At 35.5% G+C, this 22,700-nt stretch carries 10 protein-coding genes; all 10 read left to right on the top strand.

The annotated features are described in order from the left end of the window. The first annotated feature begins 118 nt into the window (after window positions 1-118). The 10 genes from ACFSTH_RS14940 (at window position 119) to ACFSTH_RS14895 (ending at window position 22,691) form a co-directional block, all read left to right on the top strand. Complete coding sequence (locus tag ACFSTH_RS14940; RefSeq protein ID WP_377769986.1) at window positions 119-835, top strand: dihydropteridine reductase; 717 nt, start codon at window positions 119-121, stop codon at window positions 833-835. Window positions 836-1,226: 391 nt separating this feature from the next. Beyond that, a complete protein-coding gene (locus tag ACFSTH_RS14935) occupies window positions 1,227-5,126 on the top strand; it encodes an S-layer homology domain-containing protein (protein ID WP_377769987.1) in 3,900 nt (1,299 codons plus the stop codon). Between the two features lie 505 nt (window positions 5,127-5,631). After that, window positions 5,632-7,395 carry a dsDNA nuclease domain-containing protein gene (locus ACFSTH_RS14930; RefSeq protein WP_377769988.1) on the top strand — a complete coding sequence of 588 codons (1,764 nt, stop codon included), beginning with the start codon at window positions 5,632-5,634 and terminating at the stop codon, window positions 7,393-7,395. Continuing rightward, on the top strand, window positions 7,385-7,960 hold the full coding sequence (locus ACFSTH_RS14925) for an ABC-three component system middle component 1 (protein ID WP_377769989.1): 576 nt from the start codon (window positions 7,385-7,387) through the stop codon (window positions 7,958-7,960). The genes ACFSTH_RS14930 and ACFSTH_RS14925 overlap by 11 nt, the downstream gene beginning before the upstream one ends. Window position 7,961: 1 nt before the next feature. Beyond that, complete coding sequence (locus ACFSTH_RS14920; RefSeq protein WP_377769990.1) at window positions 7,962-10,877, top strand: AAA family ATPase; 2,916 nt, start codon at window positions 7,962-7,964, stop codon at window positions 10,875-10,877. A gap of 1,867 nt (window positions 10,878-12,744) precedes the next feature. Next, window positions 12,745-14,562, top strand: a complete 1,818-nt coding sequence (locus ACFSTH_RS14915) for a hypothetical protein (protein ID WP_377769991.1) — start codon at window positions 12,745-12,747, stop codon at window positions 14,560-14,562. After that, on the top strand, window positions 14,552-16,006 hold the full coding sequence (locus ACFSTH_RS14910; protein WP_377769992.1) for a glycoside hydrolase family 28 protein: 1,455 nt from the start codon (window positions 14,552-14,554) through the stop codon (window positions 16,004-16,006). The genes ACFSTH_RS14915 and ACFSTH_RS14910 overlap by 11 nt, the downstream gene beginning before the upstream one ends. 42 nt (window positions 16,007-16,048) lie before the next feature. Further along, window positions 16,049-18,790, top strand: a complete 2,742-nt coding sequence (locus tag ACFSTH_RS14905) for a hypothetical protein (RefSeq protein ID WP_377769993.1) — start codon at window positions 16,049-16,051, stop codon at window positions 18,788-18,790. A 219-nt stretch (window positions 18,791-19,009) separates the two neighbouring features. Beyond that, window positions 19,010-20,377, top strand: a complete 1,368-nt coding sequence (locus ACFSTH_RS14900; protein ID WP_377769994.1) for an ABC transporter substrate-binding protein — start codon at window positions 19,010-19,012, stop codon at window positions 20,375-20,377. 175 nt (window positions 20,378-20,552) lie between these two features. Beyond that, window positions 20,553-22,691 (top strand): MGH1-like glycoside hydrolase domain-containing protein, encoded by a 2,139-nt coding sequence (locus tag ACFSTH_RS14895; protein ID WP_377769995.1) that lies wholly within the window; start codon window positions 20,553-20,555, stop codon window positions 22,689-22,691. Window positions 22,692-22,700: the final 9 nt, after the last annotated feature.

Genomic DNA, 22,700 nt, shown 5'->3' with positions numbered 1-22,700 from the left:
ATGAGTACAACTTGGAGGTGTTTGCTGTTCTTTCATTCATCATTTTTATTGAGAATTGTTATCAATTATTGTATATTAGATAGTAACGACAAAAATAATGAAGTAAGGAGAATATATCATGCAAATATATTGGACTAAAATAAATAAGATTATCGAAGAAACGCCCGAGGTTAAAACGTACCTGCTTGATTGCCCGGAAGGATTTACATGGGAAGAAGGTTCCCATACCCACTTTGCGCTGAAAGGTTTTAATTCTGGAGATAAACCGAATCGTGGTTTGATTCGCCATATGTCAATCTCTACTTTACCGCACGAAAATGCAATCGGTATTACGACACGGATCAGAGAGCAATGTTCTGAGTTTAAAACGGTTTTAAAAAATCTTGCAGTAGGCAATGAAGTTGCGATATTCAAAACACATTCGAATGTACCGCTTAGAAGAGAAGATAAAAATGTTTACTTGCTGTCATCAGGTGTTGGTCTGGCAACTTTTAGACCACTTGTACTTGATTATTTCGAACGTGCAGACAACGTCAATAAAATTCATTCCTTGAACATCGATTCGTCAAAAGATTTTTTGTTTACTAATATTTTCGAATCTGCCACTGACAAAAAGTTCACATCACAGTTCGTCGATAACCGTAAAGACTACTATGAAGAAGTTAAAAATCTTGCAGCAGACAAAGATGGACTTTTCTACGTTGTAGGCAGCGATGAATTCCTCGTTCAGAACATTGAAGTGCTACGTGAGCAGGGCATCAAGCCAGAACAAATTAAGCTCGATAAGCGTGAACAACAATTACCGGAGTTTTTATCATTCGATTTGTCAGTTTAATAAAGATAAAATAATGCTCGATAAATAATAAACAAGTGTTTCGTTAATGGTACGTTTGTTAAAAAGTGTAAGCCTAATTCTTCGCTAAAAGTGCGGAGGGATTAGGCTTTTTATGTTTATATTTATAACTGGTTTTTTCATAGAATTTCATTGTCTGTTCGAATTATAGGTTACTGATCTACTTTGAGTTTAATCGTTTGAAAAAGGTAATCAAGACTACAGACTGGTACGCTAAATTGTTTTACAATGTTATGTGGAGATCTTATGTGAGGGATGGCAAGGCTAGTTAATTAATGAGGCAATATGTAAACATAAATAAATTGACAGGGCGGCTATGGACGGATAATCTGGAACAATATTAAGAGGCTTTTTAATGAAATGGGGAGTAATAATGGACAAAAGAGTTTTAACTGTATTAATGACTTTAGCTATCTTGTTCACACTGATCACACCTGGGTTGGTACCAAGGGTTGAGGCGGCAGGGAGCATAGTTACAAAATCTTATACAGCCACGATGGATACCATGGAATTAAACGGTCATATTCAAGATGACGGTATTCATGATAATGATGGAGATGGTTTTCTTACCATTGGTAGAAGTAACGACGAATTTGGAAATGTTTGGAAGAGGGCTGGCATAACGTTTGATTTGGGTGCGTCAGAAGGGACTATTGTTTCAGCAGAACTGGTGTTGACGGTTGCTAATACGATCAGAAAACCTGACCATACTTTATTTATGGAAGTGCGAGGATCTGCGGTAAATGAATTAAATTATACTAGCTTCCCCTCATGGAATGTAAATAGTCCATATGCGGATAAATTCACTGCTAAAAGCATTGCAGAAGTACCTATGGCTACTTATCTTCAGAATCAATCGATTACATTAAATGTGAAAAGTGTTGTAGATGCTTTTACAGATATTTCGGATCGTAAGATCACCTTTATGCTTAATGGAAATGAGGCAGATGCAGATAGTGGTTGGTTCTCCATTCATTCCTTGGAGACTTACGGGAATGTTGAATACCGCCCAAAGTTAGTCGTTACTTACGTGACGGGACCGGATAATACCGCTCCTACCGGCTCTTTTACGATTACGGAAGGAGCAATGACAAACAAGAACGTTGTCAATCTTTCTATCACAGGATCAGATCCTGATGCTGGTGATAGTGTTACCCATATGAGATTTGCGGACAGTGCTGCTAATTTGTCAGCGGCATCTTGGTTGCCTTTCAGCAATACAGCAACATTCAGTTTAAGTGGGGGAGATGGAGCGAAGAACATCTATATGCAGTTGAGGGATTTCAACAATGGAATCTCAAGCAATTCATCCCAGACGATTCTATTGGATCAGACGGCTCCTACCGGCACGCTAATTATGAATGATGGTGCTACATGGGCGAATTCAAACAGAGTCACTTTGAAAGGAACCTATACGGATAGAAGCGGCTCAGGAGTTGAGGAGGCACGGCTTTCTAATAGTAGTGGAAGTTGGCAGACCAGTTGGTTCAAAATTGCTGATTTGAATGGGAAGTCTTGGACATTACCAGCGGGCGATGGTGCTAAAACAGTATACGTACAATATAAAGATGTAGCAGGCAATATGAGCAGTTCAATTAGTAGTGTGATTACAGTTGATACGGTTAAGCCAATTATTACGAATGTAGAGCATGGAAAAGTATACAATGGCATAGTTTCGCCTCAATTTAACGAAGGTAGTGGATTGCTCAATGGGAACCCTTATTCGAGTGGTACAAATATTACGCAGAATGGAGCGTATACGTTGATCGTTACTGATTCAGCGGGCAATAGTGCAACGGTGAGCTTTCAGATTGATACGTCCTCACCAATAGTGTTGGGAGTAGCGAATGGTGGAATATACAACACAAGTAAAGTGATTACCTTTGACGAAGGAACAGCGACATTGAACGGAGCTGCATTTGTTAGTGGTACAGAGGTTTCACTAGATGGTGCGTATACCCTGATCGTAACAGATACAGCGGGAAATATTACATCAGTTAGTTTCATTATCGATAAGGTAGCACCTATAGTAGTGGGAGTTAGTAACAATGGAAGTTACAAAGAGCCTGTTAATATCACCTTTGACGAAGGAACAGCGACCTTGAACGGAGCTGCTTTTGTTAGTGGGACGGATGTTGATCAGGAAGGTAGGTACACCCTTGTTGTCACGGATGCAGCAGGTAATGTGACGACAGTGAATTTTGAGATAGATAGGGCAGGACCAACTGTTACGGGAGTAGCAGAAGGCGAGGTTTATCAATCGGCAACTCCTGAATTTAATGAAGGAACGGCAACGTTGAATGGAGCTGCTTATATTACAGGGACAGAGATCGATCAAACGGGTTCCTATACGTTAGTTGTAACGGATGAAGCAGGCAATGTGACAACCATTTCATTTCAAATTGATGCGACTGCACCAACAGGTACGGTAGTTGTTCAAGCGGATGCAGAATGGAGCAATGTATCGGAAGTTACACTCACGCTTACTAGTGACGATGGGAATGATGGCAGTGGTGTAGCAGAGATGCGGATTTCTAACGACGGAAATGGCTGGAATAGCTGGGAACCATTAGCGAATACAAAGAATTGGAATCTTGCGTCGGGTGATGGCGAGAAGGCGGTATACGTGCAGTTTAAAGATAAGGTCGGCAATGTAAGTGAAACCATCCAAGACGTTATTAAGCTAGATCAAACGATACCTACAGGAACAATAATTATAAACGGTGGTGCTACTACAGCAACTAACAAGCAGGTAACATTAACTTTGACATCTGCTGATGGTACAGGTAGCGGTGTTACGGAAATGCGTTTTTCTCTAGATAATGTAACATGGTTGGATTGGGAAAATGTACTACCTTCGGCACAATGGAGTTTTACTGGTAACTCGGGATTGCAAAAGCTTTATGTTCAATTTCGAGATGCTGCGGGTAATGTTAGTATAGCAAATATGGCTTCCATTACCTTTCAAGAAAGTTATCCTGCTTACGAAGGCAGTAATTCAGGAAGTACGGATAATACAGAAGTAGTTCCTAGCGATGAAGTTCTCATTAGTATAGGGAGTGAGTCGGAAAATACAGCTAAAGTTGATGTTAAAACTGTAGAAGGAAAGAAAGTAACAACTATTTTCTTGGAAGACGATCAGCTTGAAGGGATGCTAAATGAATCAGGTAATAGACCGGTTATTACCATTACAGTACGTAGTCATTCAGATGTGATTAATTGGGAGATGAATGCTGAACTCTTGCAAAGATTGGTTAGCAAAAATGCCATCATTCAAGTAAATACAGAGAACGTGGCATATACTCTTCCTCTAGATCAAGTTAGCGTTAATAAGTGGGGGAATCAGTTAGGAACAAATATTTCTTTGGTGGATATGAAGATCAAAATGGAAATAATTACTCACCCATTGTCAGCATTCGAGCATTTGGTCAGTAGCCAGGTATCACTTGTTGTCCCGCCAGTCAGTATCGCTATAAAAGGGGTATATGGTAATAAGGAAATAGAATTAAATCAAACGGATACTTTTATGGAAAGACGCTTAGTCATTCCAGCAGAGATAGATCCAGCTCGTGTTACGACGGGAGTAAAGCTTATGTCGGATGGAATGATTACTCATATTCCGACTAAGATCGTTCATGAAGCTGGGCGAAATTACGCTATTGTTCATAGTAATACGAATAACATATATGGACTTATTTATAATAAAAAAACCTTTGATGATGTAGCCAGACACTGGGCTCAAAAAAGTATTAATGATCTAGCGTCCAGACTTGTTATTAATGGAGCAGACGAACAGCGATTTTTACCAGATAGTGAAATTACGCGTGCAGAGTTTACCGCTATTATGAGTAGAGCATTAGGTTTGAGCTCAGCTAACAAGACGGCTTCTTTTAACGATGTAGGGGAGAAAGCATGGTATCATCAAGCTGTTCAGATCGGATATTCTTATGGATTAGTTGATGGATATAGTGATGGTTCCTTCCAGCCTAATGAAAAGATTACTAGACAAGAAGCGATGATTATACTATCTAAAGCAATGAAGCTCGTGGGGCTGAATAAGGAGATAGATGATGCGAAACAGCAAGAACTAATGAATCATTTTGTAGACAGTGAACAATTGGCTTCTTGGGCTCAGCAAGCAGCAGCGTTAACCATTGAAATTGGCATTATCGGAGGGTACCATGGCGAACTGCATCCTCAGCAAAATATTACGAGAGCAGAAACCGCAGAAATCATTCAGCGACTGCTTCAAAAAGCTGATTTTATTAATTAATAAGCGTTGTAAAACGAAGATACTCTCGAAGTGTGGTCTTGTACAGTTACAGTTTTGAAGAAATATCCCTTGTTGCTTCAGACCACAAGAAAATGCACTCATAAGATGGACTTTCTCAAAGAGTCTATCTTATTAGGATATATTTTGTTATTAGATTACGATAGTGCTATTCATTGAGTAATATACGAAGCAATTTTAAAAGATAGGATATAGTCTATAAATTTTGGATAGGTAATTAAACAAAAATAATTCAATTTTGATTAATACATTTTTTTCATATGCATTTAATCTTGATAAGAAAAGGGATATAGCCCATTGGGTTAAATTCCTTTTTTTGATTAAATTTACTTACCATGGCTACGAATTAATATATACTATATATAAGTAAATGAATACATAGAAAATTGAACGCTGAATAGTATTTTATGATTTACAGATAAAAGGAGTTAAGCAATATATTCAATTAATATTAAGGTTTAATTTTCAGTTTGAGGGAGGAATACAAATGCCAGTTTTACTTAATAAATTACATGAAAAACTAGAGAGTGCTTTAGATGAATACATATCACATCTAGAAGGAACAGAGAAACTTGAAATTTTAGATAAAAAGAATGAAATAGTTTCAAATCTTATGGCAGGAAGATTTAGAGAATTAGGTGGATTAACTGCTATGAGAGGGTTTGTTTACCAATATTATGTTTCGATGTATTACATGATGTCAATGATATCCCCGACGCGCGAAAGTTGGTGGAACGCAGTGGTATTAGAATATTTTGATGATATTACTCTTATTGGAGAAGAAAAAATTAGATTTATACAGGTAAAAACAATAAGAGAAGGTGGAGATAAAAATCATCAACCTAACAATTTTTATACGAGAAAATCTTTAGACCAGACAGAAGATGCTAGAAGTCATTTTAATAGCTGGATAGAAAAAAACGTACTGAATTACGATTATTTTCTAGAATCAAATACGATTGAAGATATTACTGATAGAAATAGATACGAACCACAATTTGAAATAGTAACCAATACTACAAAGAGTAGTTTATCAACATTGAAAAATTATACGGAAAATATCAATTATGAAATTAAAGACAGTATTAATGCTAAAGGGAAAATTGATGACGCTATAAAAGAGGATGATGTATTTAAAAAAGCAATACAAAAGCCAGTAACTAAATTTGATTATAGGTTTGAAGATTATTCTAAAAAGGACATTGATTACTATTTAAAAAGACTTTACATAAATAAATTAGGCTCTACTAGAGAACTTTATGAGGATACTTTAAACATGATCGAAGAAACTGTTTATGTTACCGATATTAGAGCTAAATCTATAGGAGAGCACATCTTTAATAGGATGTTTGCTTTTGTAATATCAAATAGCCACGAAGATAATGAGGATAAAATAAAAAAAAGTGAACTAATTATAACAAAGCCACAAATTAATGATTTAATTAAAGGTTGGCTTGTTGAGGCTAAGGAGCTTATTAGTGAGAGTTCTTACTACGATAGCGCATGGGGGATATTTGAAACCACTATTGGAAGTCTAGAAAATGAATTCAAAGAGCAATTTACTAATGGAAGTTTAAAAGGAGAACTTCTTACTCAGCTAGACTGGCTTAATAATCATATAACAACTAGTAATAGAGAGAATAGTACGTACTGCGTATCTATTTTCAATAAAATATTTAATGGCAATAATAAACTTTCAATTTGGGATTTTGAACACGGTGATATTAAAAGTAATTTAAAAGAATCATTAAGATTTATTGTATATTTTACAGTGTTTTATGAAAGTCACTCAGAGGTTTATCATAATGCTAAAATGTTATTTCACGAGGGCAAATCAAGTGTTATTGATAACGTGCTGTTTACAATATATCATGCAAGAAATAAATTGAATAAAGTAACATCAATTGAAAAAATTAAATCCAGTTTAGATGAGTGCCACGAATTAAGACATATTACTTTGGATTTATATTGCTTACTAATTGGTTCTAAAAAAGATGTATTAAATCCACTTGCATCTAAAATCTCAGCTAAATTTAAAATCACTACTGATGTTGATTCACTTAAAAAAATTACAGATGTTCCTGATCACATGAAATTTGTTGATGGTAGTGAGTTAGAAGATTTCTTCGAAGTCTTCAAGCAAGAAGGAATCGAATTAGATAGTTTTAAAGAAATTGAACTATTACCAAGTTGGAAAGAATATTTAGATAAAATTGTAGAGAAAATGAAGGTGAATTATATTGAAGCATGAAACAGTTATCAAGTTATTAGGAGAAAAAGGTTTCAAGAATTTTCTGCTTGAATCTGATCTAATGACTCAACTTGAACAGCATAATATAAGTATTTGGGCAAGTGAGTCTAAGTTAGTTCTTGTTAAAGAGTATAGGACAAAAAATTCTTTAATTGATTGGAAATTAGAAGACCAAATTTATATATCGACGGCATTACAGTACTTTCCAAACAAGTATATTAACAATTTATACTTTTTCATGGTTTTAGATTTTAATTCTGATGATATTGCTACAAGACTTGAAATAAATAAGATTGAAAAAAACGATTTAGTCTGTAAAAAATACGTATTAAAAAATGAAGCTGATGTAAATAGAGTTCCTTTTTTAATGAATCTAATAATAGAAACCGAAGAATTTTCTTTTGACAAGAAATTCCAAGAAAGAATTATGAAGTTCAAAGAAAAAATTAGTGAGGAAAAAGTTTTGAATTTGGAACTAATATTAGATGATTATTTCTCTCATTATTTACATGATAAAAAAACCAGCAAAATTAAAATAGAGACTTTATTAGAAACAGGAGACTAGAATGTTTATTCAAAAAATAATATTAAATAACTTTCGCATTTTTAGAGGAAAGCATGAATTCGACTTTTCAAACAAGAAAGTAATTGTTATAGAAGGACCCAACGGGCATGGCAAAAGTACAATTTTCGATGCTATTAATTGGGTTATCTCTGGAAAAATATCTAGATATGTGGGATCTTCAGAACATCTTCAGTTCAATTTTATAATAAATAATGATGCACTCAATAAAGGGATGGATGAAGCATCAGTTGAAATACATTTTAATAGTAGAGAAGAAGTATGTATTAAAAGATCTATTAAGAATACTGGCTCACAAAAATTAGTTGTAAATGGTCGAAGAATCGGAATAAGAGAAGGTCAAAAAGAAATCGTGCGTTTATTAGTTAATGAGAATATAACTAACGATGTAAATTTATTAGAGTCCATTGATTTAATATCATTTATAGAATCAACTTTGATTTTATCCCAAGAAAATCTAGAAGAATTTGTTAGAGGAAATAAACCTACAGAACGATATTCAAGATTGGAACAAATTCTTGGATTAACAAGGTATGGGCAAGACTTTAAAGAGTACTTACAAGATTTGAAAAAAGAGTATGTGACAGAGTATGACACAGCAGATTTGGAACAGAACAAATTAAAGCATGAACGAGAGCTTCTAAATGCAGAATACCAGCCTAAACTAATTCAAAATGAAAGAATCGGTAGCAAGACAAAGAAAAGTATTTTAAACGAACTTAACACCTTTCAAGGAGACTTGAAAAATTATTCGCTTAAATCTCTTACTACTGACCAAAATTTTAAAGAGCTTACTAAAGACGAATATGAAATAGTAAAAAGATATATTTATTTGATAGAAGAAGAATTGAAGCAACTAGAATATTTTGAGTTTGAGATAGAAAAAAAAGAAATTTATGTTGATGAGTTAGAAATTAATGAAAATATTATTGAATACAAAACAGATATAGAAAACTTAAAAAGAAAAATACTTAATCGTAAAAAAGGTTTGGATAGAGCTGATTCAAGAATAGAAAATTTAAATATGGTTTCACGTACAAATAAATATTTAGAGACTAAAAAAATTGAAAAAGAAAGTATAATAACAAATATTAAGAGCATCACTGAAAACTTAAAAAATATTACAAAAAAATTAGAGATAAAGTATCCTAATTTGACTTTTGAAGAAATCTCGATTTTTGAGAATGAATTTAATGCGAATAATGATCGTTTAAACAAACTTTTAAAGAAAAAAAGGGTTTTAGAATTAGAGGGACTTCTGAATGAGAAGAAAATAGAAGCTGGAGATTTAGAAAAAGGATTCGAAATTGAGGATAAACTTGTAAATGATTTGAAAATAAGAATCCAAGAAATAAATGAATTAATCTCAGGTTTGAATATTAAAAAAGATAGTAGTTTATTGCTTCAAATAAATTCAGTTATACATGAAGTTCAAAGTTATTTATTGGATAGCAACGAACAAAAATGCTTAGTATGTGGGACTGATTATAAGAGTGATGAAAAATTAAAGTCTGCAATACGCATAGAATTAGAAAACTCAAGTAAGTTTATGAATGAAGTTGAAATATCAATAAATGAGCATAAAGTTAAGAGAAACAAGATTGCTAGTGAATTAGATTTCGCTGAACAAAAGTTAATAGATTTCAAGCGAAAAAGAGAGACATTGGAAAAAGTTATATTTAACTTACAAAGTGAAATTGCATCTATGCGACTTAGTGATTCTATAGATCAAGAGGATATTAAAAAAATTCATATAGAAATAGAAGTAGTTCAAAAATATATACAAAGTAATGAGAATAAATATAAAGGTTATATAGAAATTAAAAAAGGTATAACTTTAATAAATGATTTGAATCAAAAAATTTATGATATTGCTGAGGAAGAGAAGGCAGCGACTGAAAAACATAATCTTTATAAAGAATTTATTGGAGACCAAAGAAATCTTCAACTGAAAAATAATGCAATAAATAGTTATATTGATAATGCGAAAATTAAAGTTCAAGAATACAATAAAAAAATAGGAAAATTGGAACAGTATATTCAGAATTCTGAAAGAAAATTACAGTTATTAATTCGAATTAAGTCTAAATTAGAGAAGATGATGGATTGCGAACTGAGATTAAATAGTAGCCATATATTAAAGTTCGTAAAGGAGAATATTGATTTAATAAAGAACGAAGAATATAAAGCTAGAAATATTTTAATGCAAATAGAAAAATACCTAGGAGACATTGAATTAAGAGAGATAGAAACAAAGATTAAGAATTGTGATAAAGAAATTTCAACTTATCAAAAGCAACTTGATCAATATTTAATTATGGATGAACAATTAAATAATCTTATAACATACCATACTGAAGTTCAGAGTTCTTTAATTAATCAATACTTGGGTGGATTATCGTTTACAATAAATAATTACTTTAGACAAATTTCTCCTCATTCTTATTTTAATTACATCAATTTAATGACAAAGAAAAATGAGTTATTTGTACTTATGAATGATAAGGAATTGGAATTCGAAGTTTTGGATGAAAATATTAATGAATCTATAAATGCTAGTCTCACTTTAAGTGCAGCACAATCCACAATACTAGCAATGAGTATATTCTTAGCATTAAATAAATCTCAAAATTGGAGTAAGTTAAATGTTATAGGCATTGATGATCCTTTCCAAAATCTAGATGATATTAATGCATATTCTTTTATAGATGTTATTGCTAATCTAATATTAATAGAAAATAGACAAGTAATAATTAGTACGCATGATTCTGATTTTGCAAAGTTATCAGTCAGAAAAATGAACTTAAAACCTGAGGATTATGCATATATCAAGATACAATCTTATACTAGAGAAGCTATAGAGATTGAATCAGAACAATACAGATTGTTAGGTGATTAACATATGTGTTTTTTCTTATACAAAAGCTACTTTCAACCATGTATCACGGTATTTCAAACTCTCATTATATTACTAATGATGAATTGTAATACTAAGTTTAACACGTAAAGAAGGCCTACAAAGCCTCATATACAATGTTGTTATCACAAAGATATTCAGAATAGGGATTGTTATGAGCTAGACATACTTTATTATATCCAAACAAGCTAAATAGAAGTCTATCTTGATTTAGGTCATTTCCAATGGGAAATTGCTTTAAAACATAGACCTTCCACTATTTCAAGAGAGTTGAATCGCTATACAAATTGGTAAGTTGAAAAAGCACACAATCACTATCAAACGAATAAATCAAATTGTAGTGTAAAGTCGAAATGAAACCAAGTTTAAAGAAGGTTGTTTAAGAAAGTTGGAGAAAAACTGTTCAACAGAACAGATCTTCAAGAGAAGAGGAGTATTAAATTGATCTATAGTTGGAACTATAATGGTTTATTGACTGTGCCTAAAACGGTCCTTCATCAAAAGAGAAAATGCTAACAACCTCAAGAAATAAGTGGGTGCTTCAATATCGGTATACTTATTTCTAAACGCCCAGAAGATGTCCGTACGCGAGAAACATTTGGTCTTTGGGAGCTTGTTACGGTTGTTTCTGGACTAAGATAAGTAACAGGTTGCATCGCTATTTTTATGGAGCATAAAGCACACAGTTTTAACGGTGTTTTAATTTCAGACGGTTCTGCGCTATCTATAGAAATAGTTGTTAGGCTATTACATCTACCATTAGCTAAAGGTGCCATTTAGATAGCGACAGCCTATCGTGGAAAAAGATTTGTTGTTACTACGTGGTTATGAAAGAACTGATCGTTCATGTCTATTTAGACGATTTTTATTCTTCTTGGCAGCGTAGAAGTAGCGAAAATGGAATGGATTACTATTTGAGTTCCTTTCAAAAAAACAAATTTTGATCACGTTACGCCAGATAAAATGAACCAAGCACTTCAACTCATCAACAACCAACCCAAAAAATTCCTTGGCTGCAAACTACATACGAGGCGATTCAGGAAGAGTTGTTAGACTTAATTTGACAATCGTTCATCATAAAAATAATTTTCTTTTAAGAAAATCGTTATAGTTAATATATAAAATATACCCTGTAAGATGGATTTTTTCGCACTGTCTATTTTATAGGGTACATTTTTAATAATGGTAGGTTTATTTTTGTTGGGGATTCAAAAAACACAGCGTTCAATCACGACATTAGGCGATATAATGATGATGTTATTACGGTACAAGCGAAGAGGTTAGGAATAGAATTTGTTGAGTGTATTGGAAACCATCAGAGTTGGTACGCTACATTCTATGTAATGTTTCATGATAAAAGATTCGATTCGTGGGATCAGTATGTCTATACGATATCGCCTAGTTCGTTTAACTCTAAAACAATCCTTCTGAATTTTGGAGGTAAATTATCCTTCCAACGCTGTTGCTAGAAATATAGGATTTATCAAGGAAGTTGGATTTAAAGGATATGAATATAGATTGTAGATGGTAGAATAGTTACAAATAAGCATGTGTAAAAAAAGTGTAGCTAAGGATTTAACACTCGCAATGACACCTTTAGAAAGTCGAAAGTTACTGCTTTACTGCTTTTGACCCCCTCACTTCCACTGATAGTAGACTCTGAATATACTTTCCGTATAAACATCACGATCGCACCATATGTAAGGTTTTATTTATAATTTGATGGGTTATTGTACCAAAAGTAAAGAAAATAACGCTTATCTCCCTATAAAAACAATAATTTAAGCCTATAAATGTTGATTCAATTATGTGTAAAGTAGTAATCAACAAAGTATATAGGGGGAGAAATATGGGGTATTCATCAGATTCTATTCGTTTTGTAGATAGAACTATCGCTAATCTTGATTATCATCATGGTCAATTAAGACCGGTAATAGGTGTGCAAAGTCGGCAGGTTATGCGTGCTAGCAGGTTTGAAGATAATGAAGAATCCAGTTGGACGTATAATCATGCGCCGATGTTAGCTTATTGGCAGGGATTATTTTATTTGCAATATTTGAGTTGTCCTGTTCATGAACACGTACCTCCTGGAAAAACGTTGCTGGTGACATCAGCGGATGGTTATCGTTGGTCTCAACCAACCACTTTGTTTCCAACTTATAAACTGGAGAGCGATCATCATTATGCAGATGGAGAAGTATTGCTAGAGGGTACGGATGCCCTTATGCATCAGCGGATGGGCTTTTATGTAGCAGATAATGGTTGTTTGCTAGCGCTTGCATTTTATGGGTTCTGTCCTACTCCTAAAATTAGCCCTAACAATGGTAAAGGGATTGGACGAGTGGTACGACAGATTAATGCTGATGGCAGTTTTGGAGAAATTTATTTTATTCGATTGAATGAGCATGCCGGCTGGACAGCAAGTAATGTGAACTATCCACTGTATACGGAGTCACCTGATGCAGCGTTTGTTGCGGCTTGTGAGCAGTTGTTAGATGACAAAATAGCTACGCAGCAGTGGTGGGAAGAGGATCGCAGTTCGGATGGATTTTATACGATAGAAGGGGGAACTGCTTTTTCATCGTATCCTTTGGCGGATGGTAAGCGAGTCGGTTTGTGGAAGCATTCTAAGTACGCTTTTACGGAAGATGAAGGATTAACTTGGACACCGATGAAACAAGCAGATTCGCTGATTATGGCAGGTGGCAAAGTATGGGGAGAGCGTATGGAGGACGAACGTTATGCTCTAGTCTATAATCCGTCTCCGATAGGGAATCACCGTTGGCCGTTAGCGCTTGTTAGTAGTGAGGATGGTTTGCAGTTTCGAGAAATGCTAGTAGTTAATGGCGAGGTACCTCCGCGAAGATACTTTGGTTATCATAAAAATTATGGGATGAGCTATACGAGAGGGATAGAAGCAACAGATGCGACTTCACCAAATGGCAATATGTGGGTTACGTATAGTTCGAATAAAGAAGATATTTGGATAAGTGAAGTTCCTGTACCTATTCGTTCAGCGATAACGGGTGTTGTACATGATAATTTCAATCATATCGAAACGGATAAAGCGATTACAGATTGGAATATTTATAGTCCGATATTAGCTCCAATTCATGTAGTAGCGTTTCCTTCTAACGATAATAAAAGTTTGGAAATTAGTGATGCAGATCCTTATGACTATGCGAAGGCAGAACGGGTTTTTGAAAAAAGCTCAAAGGGGCAAATGATGCTGCGCTTGGCAGCGAGTCAAACGGAATATGGTCAGTTATATATAGAGTTATGTGATGCTGGAGGTCTTTCTCCGATTAGAATCAGATTTAATTTCACTGGGCAAATAGAGCTGTTGCAAGCTGGTACATGGCAGCCAATACAACCATATGAAACAAATGAGTGGGTTGAGTTAAAGGTGGAATTTGACGCTATTAAGCACCGATTTAGTTTATTCGTTAACGATGTTATCGTCAAAAAAGGTATTTTTTCGATGTCTGTTGCTACGTTGGAGCGACTGGTTTTAAGAACTGGCGAGAGTAGAAGAACACCGCATGTGGAAACGCCTTTAATAACAGAAGATGTGTTGCAACCAGATAAGGTGGAGCATCGAGCTGTATACCATGTGAATGAAGTGAAGCTACAAGCAATCGAAAGGGGTAATAACGATGAGTCATAAAAGTAATGTAGTGTATACAAATAATGTAGTGTATACAAATAATGTAGATGGTAATCACTTTGTGATGCCGGAAGTTACCATACCTAGTTTTGCTAATCGTGTAGTAAATGTAGAAGAGTATGGTGCAGTTGGCGATGGTATGTATGCTAATACGACAGAAATATCTGCTGCGATTGCCGCTTGTGCGAAGCAGGGAGGAGGAAAGGTAGTTATTCCCGCTGGAGTGTGGCTAACTCATCCTATTCGGATGCAAAGTAATGTGAATTTACATGTAGAGGCAGGCGCGTTAGTTATTTTTAGTAAAAATAGAGATGACTATCCATTAATTAATACGAGCTATGAAGGGCTAAGAACGGTTCGCTGTATAGCTGCAATATACGGTGCTGATCTAGAAAACATTGCAATTACAGGGACGGGAATATTGGATGGCTCCGGAGAGGTATGGAGACCTGTAAAAAGAATGAAGCTTACAGCAAATCAATGGAAGCAACAATTGGCTTCTGGTGGTTATGAAACAGGAGAAACGTGGTGGCCGTCGAAGCAAGCTTTCGATGGTGCTGGGTATGTCAAAAACTTAATTGCTAATGACGTACAAGATCCGAATGAATTTGCACCTGCTAGAGATTTTTTGCGACCAGTATTATTACAGTTTGACCGTTGTAACAATATTTTATTAGATGGTCCAACGTTTCGAAATTCAGGAGCTTGGAATGTGCACCCATGGCTATGTGAGCATGTGACGATACGTAACGTGCATATACAAAACATGTGGTACTCTCAAAATGGTGATGGCCTAGACTTGGATTCTTGTCGTTACGTCAATATTTATGATGCGATATTTGATGTTGGTGATGATGCTATTTGTATTAAATCTGGTAAAGATGCTGATGGTAGAGATTTGGGTGTAGCGACAGAGTATGTGAATATATGGAATTGTCGGGTATATCACGGGCATGGTGGTTTTGTTGTCGGTAGTGAAATGTCTGGCGATGTTCGAAATATAAACATAACAGATTGTACCTTTATTGGTACAGATGCCGGTATTCGTTTTAAAAGTACTAGAGGGCGTGGCGGTATCGTTGAAAATATTTATATGAATAACATTAGAATGAAGGATATAGCAAAAGAAGCTATTATTTTCAGTAAACTTTATACAGGGAAAAATAATGACGGAGACGCACCTGTAACAGAAGAAACGCCAGTGTTTCGTAATATTACGATTAGTAATACGATCTGTCATGGGGCTGGCAGAGCATTGCTGATTAGTGGTTTGCCAGAGATGCCGATTGAAGGGCTTGTTTTCGATAGAGTGACTTTAGTGGCACGAAACGGTGTTAGTTGTACTTATGGTCGTAATATTACGTTTAAACAAACGGTAATTGAGGCCGAACATGGTGAATCTTTTGTAATTGAGTCATCAGAAAATGTTAATGTTATCGACTGAATAGTGTAAGTAAAGAAACGAAAGAGATGGGAGTGAGGCGACTTGCAAGAAGTAATTGTCATTGGATTCGAAGAGGATGAATCTGCCAGAATGCTTTATGGCATTGAACTACTGCAAAGAAAGTTAACCGAATTAGGATATATGGTACAGTTACGTGCTGGTGGTTGGGATGGGGATGGCTATCGTTATTCAAGCGAGAGAAAAATTTATGTAGGTCGCCGGTACAGCTCAGAGCTAATAAACAGTTTAGAAGAACGGGAAGTATTGCTGTACCATACTTCCCCTCCCGTTCAGGAGGGATTTTACTTAACCACTTGTTCAGGAAAACTGACGGTAATCGTGGCAGAAGAAGACAGTGGACTGTTATACGGATGTCAGGAGTTAGTAAATATAATTAGCGAGCAAGGTAGTTTACCTTTTAATATAGTTCGGGCGGATGGTCCTCGTTTTGTTTGGCGTGGTGCTGCTATTGGATTACAACAATCTAAGATTGAAGAGGGAAAAGGGAATTTTGAATATCCACTAACGCCAGATCGTTTCCCTTGGTTTTATGATAAGCCAATGTGGACTAAGTATTTAGATCATTTGTTGGAGCAACGAGCGAATCGATTATCATTGTGGAATGCTCATCCTTTTTCTTCGTTAGTATATTTGGAGGAAGAGCCAGAAGCTTTGGAAGTTAGTAAACGGCAATTAGTAATTAATAGAGAGATGCTTAGTTGGTTGATAGAGCAAGCGGAGAAGCGGAATATTAAAGTACTTTTCTCCTTCTATAATATACATATCCCACATGCTTTTGCGGACAAATACAATTTAACCTATACGCAGACACATCCTTTACCAGTGACTAGTATGTATACTAGTCGGTTAATTCGTTTGTTTGTAAAAGACTTTCCGACGGTAGGTTTTATGATTTCATTGGGGGAAAAATTAAAAGGGCAAATATACGGAGAAGAGTGGCTTTGTGAAACGATTTTGCCCAGTATAAAGCAAGGGTGGTTACAATCAGGAGCCGCAGCGCTTCCGGAAGTTGTATTGCGTTCACATGGATCTCAAATTGAAAAAGTATTGCAAAAAGCGGATAAAATTTATCCGAACATTATATCAGAGAAAAAATATACAGGGGAATCGATTACGACTTGGGTTCCTAGAGGAACAACGCAGCAAACGCATCAACGATTGTCTACAAGAGAAGCGGGTCATATAGCGACCATTCACATGAATACTAATTTAGAGCCATTTCGTTTTGGTGCGGTGAGTGCTATTCAGCGTATGGTGCAATCTATGGAACATAGACTGGGTACGAATGCGATTCAGTTTTATCCGTTGAATTATTGGAATTGGCCTTATTCGTTAGATCGTGTGGAAATTCCATTGCTCCAAATAGAACGCGACTGGATGTGGCATGAAGCTTGGCTACGATATGCATGGAATCCTGATCGAGATGCAACTAGCGAGAAACGTTATTGGGTTTCAAAATTAGCAATGCAATTTGGAAATGAAGAAGCAGCGGAACTGGTGTTGAGTGCTTATGAGGATGCTGGAAATTGTGCTCCACGATTGTTGCGACGATTTGGTATAACACAAGGTACTCGCCAAACGTTTAGTTTGGGGATGACGATGAGTCAGCTCATTAATCCCGAACGGTATTTTCCTTGGAAAGAATTGTGGGAATCTCATGCTCCATATGGTGAAAGGCTAGAAGAATATGTAATTAAAGCATTAGCAGGTATGAATCACAGCGGCGAAACGCCATTGAATGCTGTCGAAGAAGCTGAAGTGTTTATGGAAGATGCGATGAGAAAGATAAAGCAAGCGGATAGTTTCGTTTGTCATAATCGATTAGAATATGAGCGAATAGTATCAGATATGGAAGCGTTGCAAGCATTGGTCGATGCTTATACTTACAAAGTTAGAGCAAGTCTTTTAATTTTAATGTATAAACATACCGTTGAGAAAAGTTACTTTGAAAAGCTGGAGCTGTTAGAAGAGTCGGTAGAATGGCTGGAAAAAAGTGTGGAAAGATATAGAGAGCTTACTAATATTACAAAGGAAACGTACACTTACGCTGGAAGCTTGCATACGAGGCATCGAAAAATACCATTTCGTGATGGTGCAATTTTTAATCATTGGCAGCATTGTTTGCCGTTGTTTGAAGAAGAGCTAGAAATTTTCAAAAAAAGAATCGCTAAGTTACAATCTAATAAAGTTCCACGCAAAGTATCAGATGCGGAAGCAGAAATTTGGACGAAATATCAGCGGTATCATCAAGTTTCATTTGAATTATTAAGCGCTAATGCGGAAGTCTATACGATAGAAAAAGGCGCTCGTGTATTTACGGATGGTGATATACCTATTGTAGAGTGTGCGGAAGAAATATATGGGTTGACCGGAGTTCGTTTTAATCAGGTGGATGCAGTGTATGAGGATATGAAAATAGAAATGAAGTTGCATGCAGACGCTTATATTTTAGTCGGAATATTTTTCTCAGAAGATATGCAGTGGTTAAAAGCTCCAACAGAGCAATTACCATATATAGCAAATAAAAAGTTTGAATTGTTAGTACAAAAAGGTGTGCTTTTGTTTTCTTATCCGGCAGTACATATTTATGCGGTACCTTATAAAGCAGGTCGTCATGTTCTTCAGTTTGGAAAAGGAGCATTTACTATACTGGGAGTCATTGATAGCAACGAGCGGTTAATAACGAGGGAATTTGTACCGTATCAAAATAATGTATCTAAATTGGACTGGTTATTCGAAATGGACTACGTGGAAATAACATAAAAGCTGCAATTCTTATATGTTGTATACAATCGACCTATACAAATGATAGAATTGCCCTAATAACATATCTCTTTTTTTAGTTATTATTTAGATGTGACCATAGTACACAATAAATAGTCAGAGTGGATAGCAATTACTTTCGTCCATGTGATAACGCTTACAGAAAGAACTTACTATGGGTAACCTATTTAAATTTTTTAAAAAAAGGGGAATTGTATAATGACAAGAAAAATGCTAGTGACCGTACTATCTGTTGTTCTAATTATGACAGCGCTTGCTGCTTGCAGTGGTGGAAAAGACGAGCCGTCAACGGAAGGGGAAACACCAACCAATAATGGAGAAGCAACGACACAGCCATCGGATGAAACTGGTAATGGTGAGGCAACCAGTGAAATTCCAGAGCCGGAAGGTGATTTGACATGGTTTGGTTTGATGGGACAAGATCAATTTGAAGATAGAGTAGGGCAATATTTGAAAGAAAAGTTTCCAAAATTAAATATCACTTATATTAATCAGACGGATGAGCAGCGTTTGGAACAGATCATTACTAGTGGCATGGAAATTGATATGTACTTCTCGACAGCTGGCGAATTGTACGAAGATTACATTCCTGCTAATTTGGCAACGGACTTAACAACGTTAATTGAGAAACATGGGATAGATTTGGACACCTTTGATTCCGCATATTTGGATCAAGTAAAAGTAGATGACAAACTACATTTGCTTCCAATAAGTGATAGTAAGTTTGTAATGTATTACAACAAAGATATATTTGATCGTTTTGGTGTTGATTACCCTACGGATGGAATGACTTGGGATCAAGCGTTAGAGCTTTCTAAAAAACTTACACGTAATGAAGGTGGACAACAGTATGTAGGGCTATGGTTATCTCCGAAACATTACTTACGTGTCGCTCAAAATTCTGCTAACTTTGTAGATCCAGAAACGAATAAAGCAACAGTAAACAATGATGATTGGAAATTTATTTTTGAGAAAATATTTTATAACTTTTCAAGAGACCCAGGAGTACAACAAAAAGCAACGGAAAGATGGTTGGCTCATGGTGATTTTATTAAAGATTTTACAATGGGAATGTATGTATACACGACAGTATGGATGAACGATGCCGAAAATTCATTACCTTTTAATTGGGACGTAGTATCTGTTCCAACATTCGAAGAATACGCAGGGTTAAGTACTCAGCCACTTGCTAACTTTGTAGGTGTATCGGCTACTTCCAAAAAGCAAGATACTGCTATGCAAGTAGTGAAGTACTTGGTGTCAGAAGAGTATCAAACGATTATTTCTAAAAAAGGAATGGTAACTCCTCTAAAAACACAATCTGTAAGAGATGCTGCTTTTGAGGATTATGAGTTTGCTGATTCTAAAAATGTAGATGCTGTATATTATGGTACACCTGCTCCTGGTCGCAAAATTACTAGGTATGATGAGCTTGTTATTGAAGAAGCGTTTGCATTAGATGCGATTGTAGAAATTGTACGTGGGAAGCTTGATGTGAATACAGCGTTAAGACAAGCGGAGGAGAAAGCGAATAAATTAATTCAAGAACAAATGGCTTCAGAGTAAAACAGAAAAGAAAGAGAGGGGGGGTGATCCTTCTCTTTTTCTCTTTTTTAACGTTAAAATACAAATAAGTTATAAAAAAGCGTTAAAGACCTATAAAATGACTATTAACCCTAATGAAATATAGGGCAAAAGTGTTTATAATAAATAAAATAGATAATTAGGGGGGGATAGTAGTATGATTGATGAGCAACTAAAAGCAAATCGTAAAGTATTACGAGCTTTGCCAGACGGTTTATTGCTAGGATCGACTGGAGCTAGATTATGGGCAGATTATTTGGATGCGGTTGCAGGATTTTCGGGTCGTTTTGACTTTATTCATAAAGTGAACTTGCCTTTACTGTTTTCTATTCAAGTGAATGGAGAAACGAAGGTGATGGATACTGCTGATGTGACATGGTATCCAAGTCATTTGTCTATGAACTATTCTAATGATTATTATGCTTTGGAAGAAACAAAGTTTATTACTTATGACGATTGTGCTATATCTAATCAAACATGGCGCAATACAAGTAAACAACCTATTCATTTGACGATGCGGGTTCCAGATCATTTTGAACATATAGCAGACAATTCGATACAAGGTCAATATGAAATTCCATTTTTTAGCTACAAAATGAATGCCCATATTATAAGTAGTGAAATGGAGTTATTGCGTAATGGTATTATAATCCAACCTGGGCAACAAGTTTCTTTTATTGTAGGTGCTACGTTAGGTATCAATGGGCAGGATGATCATAGCTTATTGCGAGAACGTTTGCAAAATATAATAACTGCGAATGCAGATGTAAAATCTGTGTTACAACAACAGCAACGACAATATCAACAATGGTTCGATCGTGCGCCAAAGTTCCACAGTAGTGATAAGTTGTTAAATAAAACATGGTTGTATCGTTGGTTTATATTGAGATACAATTTAGCAGATCCGAAATATGGATTACTACAGCATCCATTATTCTATGAAGGAAGATCGCACAAGAAAAGTAAAAAGCCTTTTTCAAAAGGTGGTTGGGAATTTAGCAAATTAATTAATTTATCTGCACCGCTCCATTTGACGGATGCTAGATGGCATCATGATGCTACACCGAGTATAGGGTCTTTGAAAAATATGGTGGATACACCAATGGAAGACGGTATGTTCTGTTGTTTGACGGTTGATTATTCGATGCATTCCTTTGCTAACTATATGTGCTGGGCGGTGTATCAATTGTATTTGGTACATCGAGAAAAAGAACCTTTTGTGGAAGCGTTGCCAGCGTTAAAGAAACAATTGTCTAGCTGGCATCAAGTGTATGGGAATGAAGTAGACTTTTTAATGACAGAGTTCAAACATACAAGAACAGGAAAAGAATACCAACCAAGTTACTGGTACTTTCACGACTATCCTAAAAACCCGAAGGATCAAGAAACGTATACTCCTGTCAAAAGAGTAGACCGCACAGTATATCATTATCTCAATGCGCTTGGAGTAGCTAATCTTTGTAAAGAGCTACAAGATCCAGAAGCAGAGTATTATGAAAATTTGGCAAAAGAAATTAAAGCATCTATTTTAGATAAAATGTGGGATGAGGAGACATCATTTTTTTACGATTTACACTATGAAACCGATGAAAAAGCGTTGGTGAAAAATATTGTTGGGTTTTATCCAGCTTGGGCAGAAATACTTGATCAGCAGCATAATGAGTTAATGGCTCATTTGGTCAATCCAGAAGAGTTTTCGACTGCTGGTGTATATCCTACTGTGTCGATTGACAGTAAAGTTTTCGCTCGAGAGGGCGGATGGTTTGGTAAATTTATTAAAGGCAGAAATGGTTGTATGTGGAATGGACCTAGTTGGCCGTATACTACTGGGATTGCGTTGGATGCGCTTGCACGCGAAAGTAAACGACAACATTTGAAATATAACGAAGCGTTTGCTGAAGGGTTGCGTGCCTACTCGTTCCAACATTTTCAAAATCATGATTTGAACCAACCTGGATTGGTGGAACATTATAATGGAGAAACTGGTGAGCCATTAAGTGATGAGCAAGAATATAACCACTCTTATTATATAGATTTAATTGTCACACATGTAGCGGGGCTACAATTAACAGCAACTCATTTATCATTACAACCTATCGATGTTGGACTAGATTATTTTGTATTAGATGATGTAATGATTGCGGGCAATAAGTTGCGTATAACGTATTTGAAGTCAGGATTGGACAGCAATGATAGTAATATACAGCCAGGTTATCATCTATATAGTAATAATAAATTAATTTTTTCAGCAGAATCTTTACAGTCAGTTGAAATACCATTAGTAACTATCAATTAAAAATGAGGT

This window comes from Paenibacillus yanchengensis, assembly GCF_042684845.1.
Taxonomy (GTDB): domain Bacteria; phylum Bacillota; class Bacilli; order Paenibacillales; family Paenibacillaceae; genus Pristimantibacillus; species Pristimantibacillus yanchengensis.
The sequence above is the reverse complement of the archived record's forward strand: the minus strand, read 5'-3'. Positions and strand labels throughout refer to the sequence as shown.

Bases quoted from the DNA above. Each gene is read 5' to 3' on its own strand.
- ACFSTH_RS14900 (WP_377769994.1), top strand. From the start codon at position 19,010: ATGACAAGAAAAATGCTAGTGACCGTACTATCTGTTGTTCTAATTATG.
- ACFSTH_RS14895 (WP_377769995.1), top strand. From the start codon at position 20,553: ATGATTGATGAGCAACTAAAAGCAAATCGTAAAGTATTACGAGCTTTG.
- ACFSTH_RS14930 (WP_377769988.1), top strand. From the start codon at position 5,632: ATGCCAGTTTTACTTAATAAATTACATGAAAAACTAGAGAGTGCTTTA.
- ACFSTH_RS14935 (WP_377769987.1), top strand. From the start codon at position 1,227: ATGGACAAAAGAGTTTTAACTGTATTAATGACTTTAGCTATCTTGTTC.
- ACFSTH_RS14915 (WP_377769991.1), top strand. From the start codon at position 12,745: ATGGGGTATTCATCAGATTCTATTCGTTTTGTAGATAGAACTATCGCT.
- ACFSTH_RS14910 (WP_377769992.1), top strand. From the start codon at position 14,552: ATGAGTCATAAAAGTAATGTAGTGTATACAAATAATGTAGTGTATACA.
- ACFSTH_RS14920 (WP_377769990.1), top strand. From the start codon at position 7,962: ATGTTTATTCAAAAAATAATATTAAATAACTTTCGCATTTTTAGAGGA.
- ACFSTH_RS14940 (WP_377769986.1), top strand. From the start codon at position 119: ATGCAAATATATTGGACTAAAATAAATAAGATTATCGAAGAAACGCCC.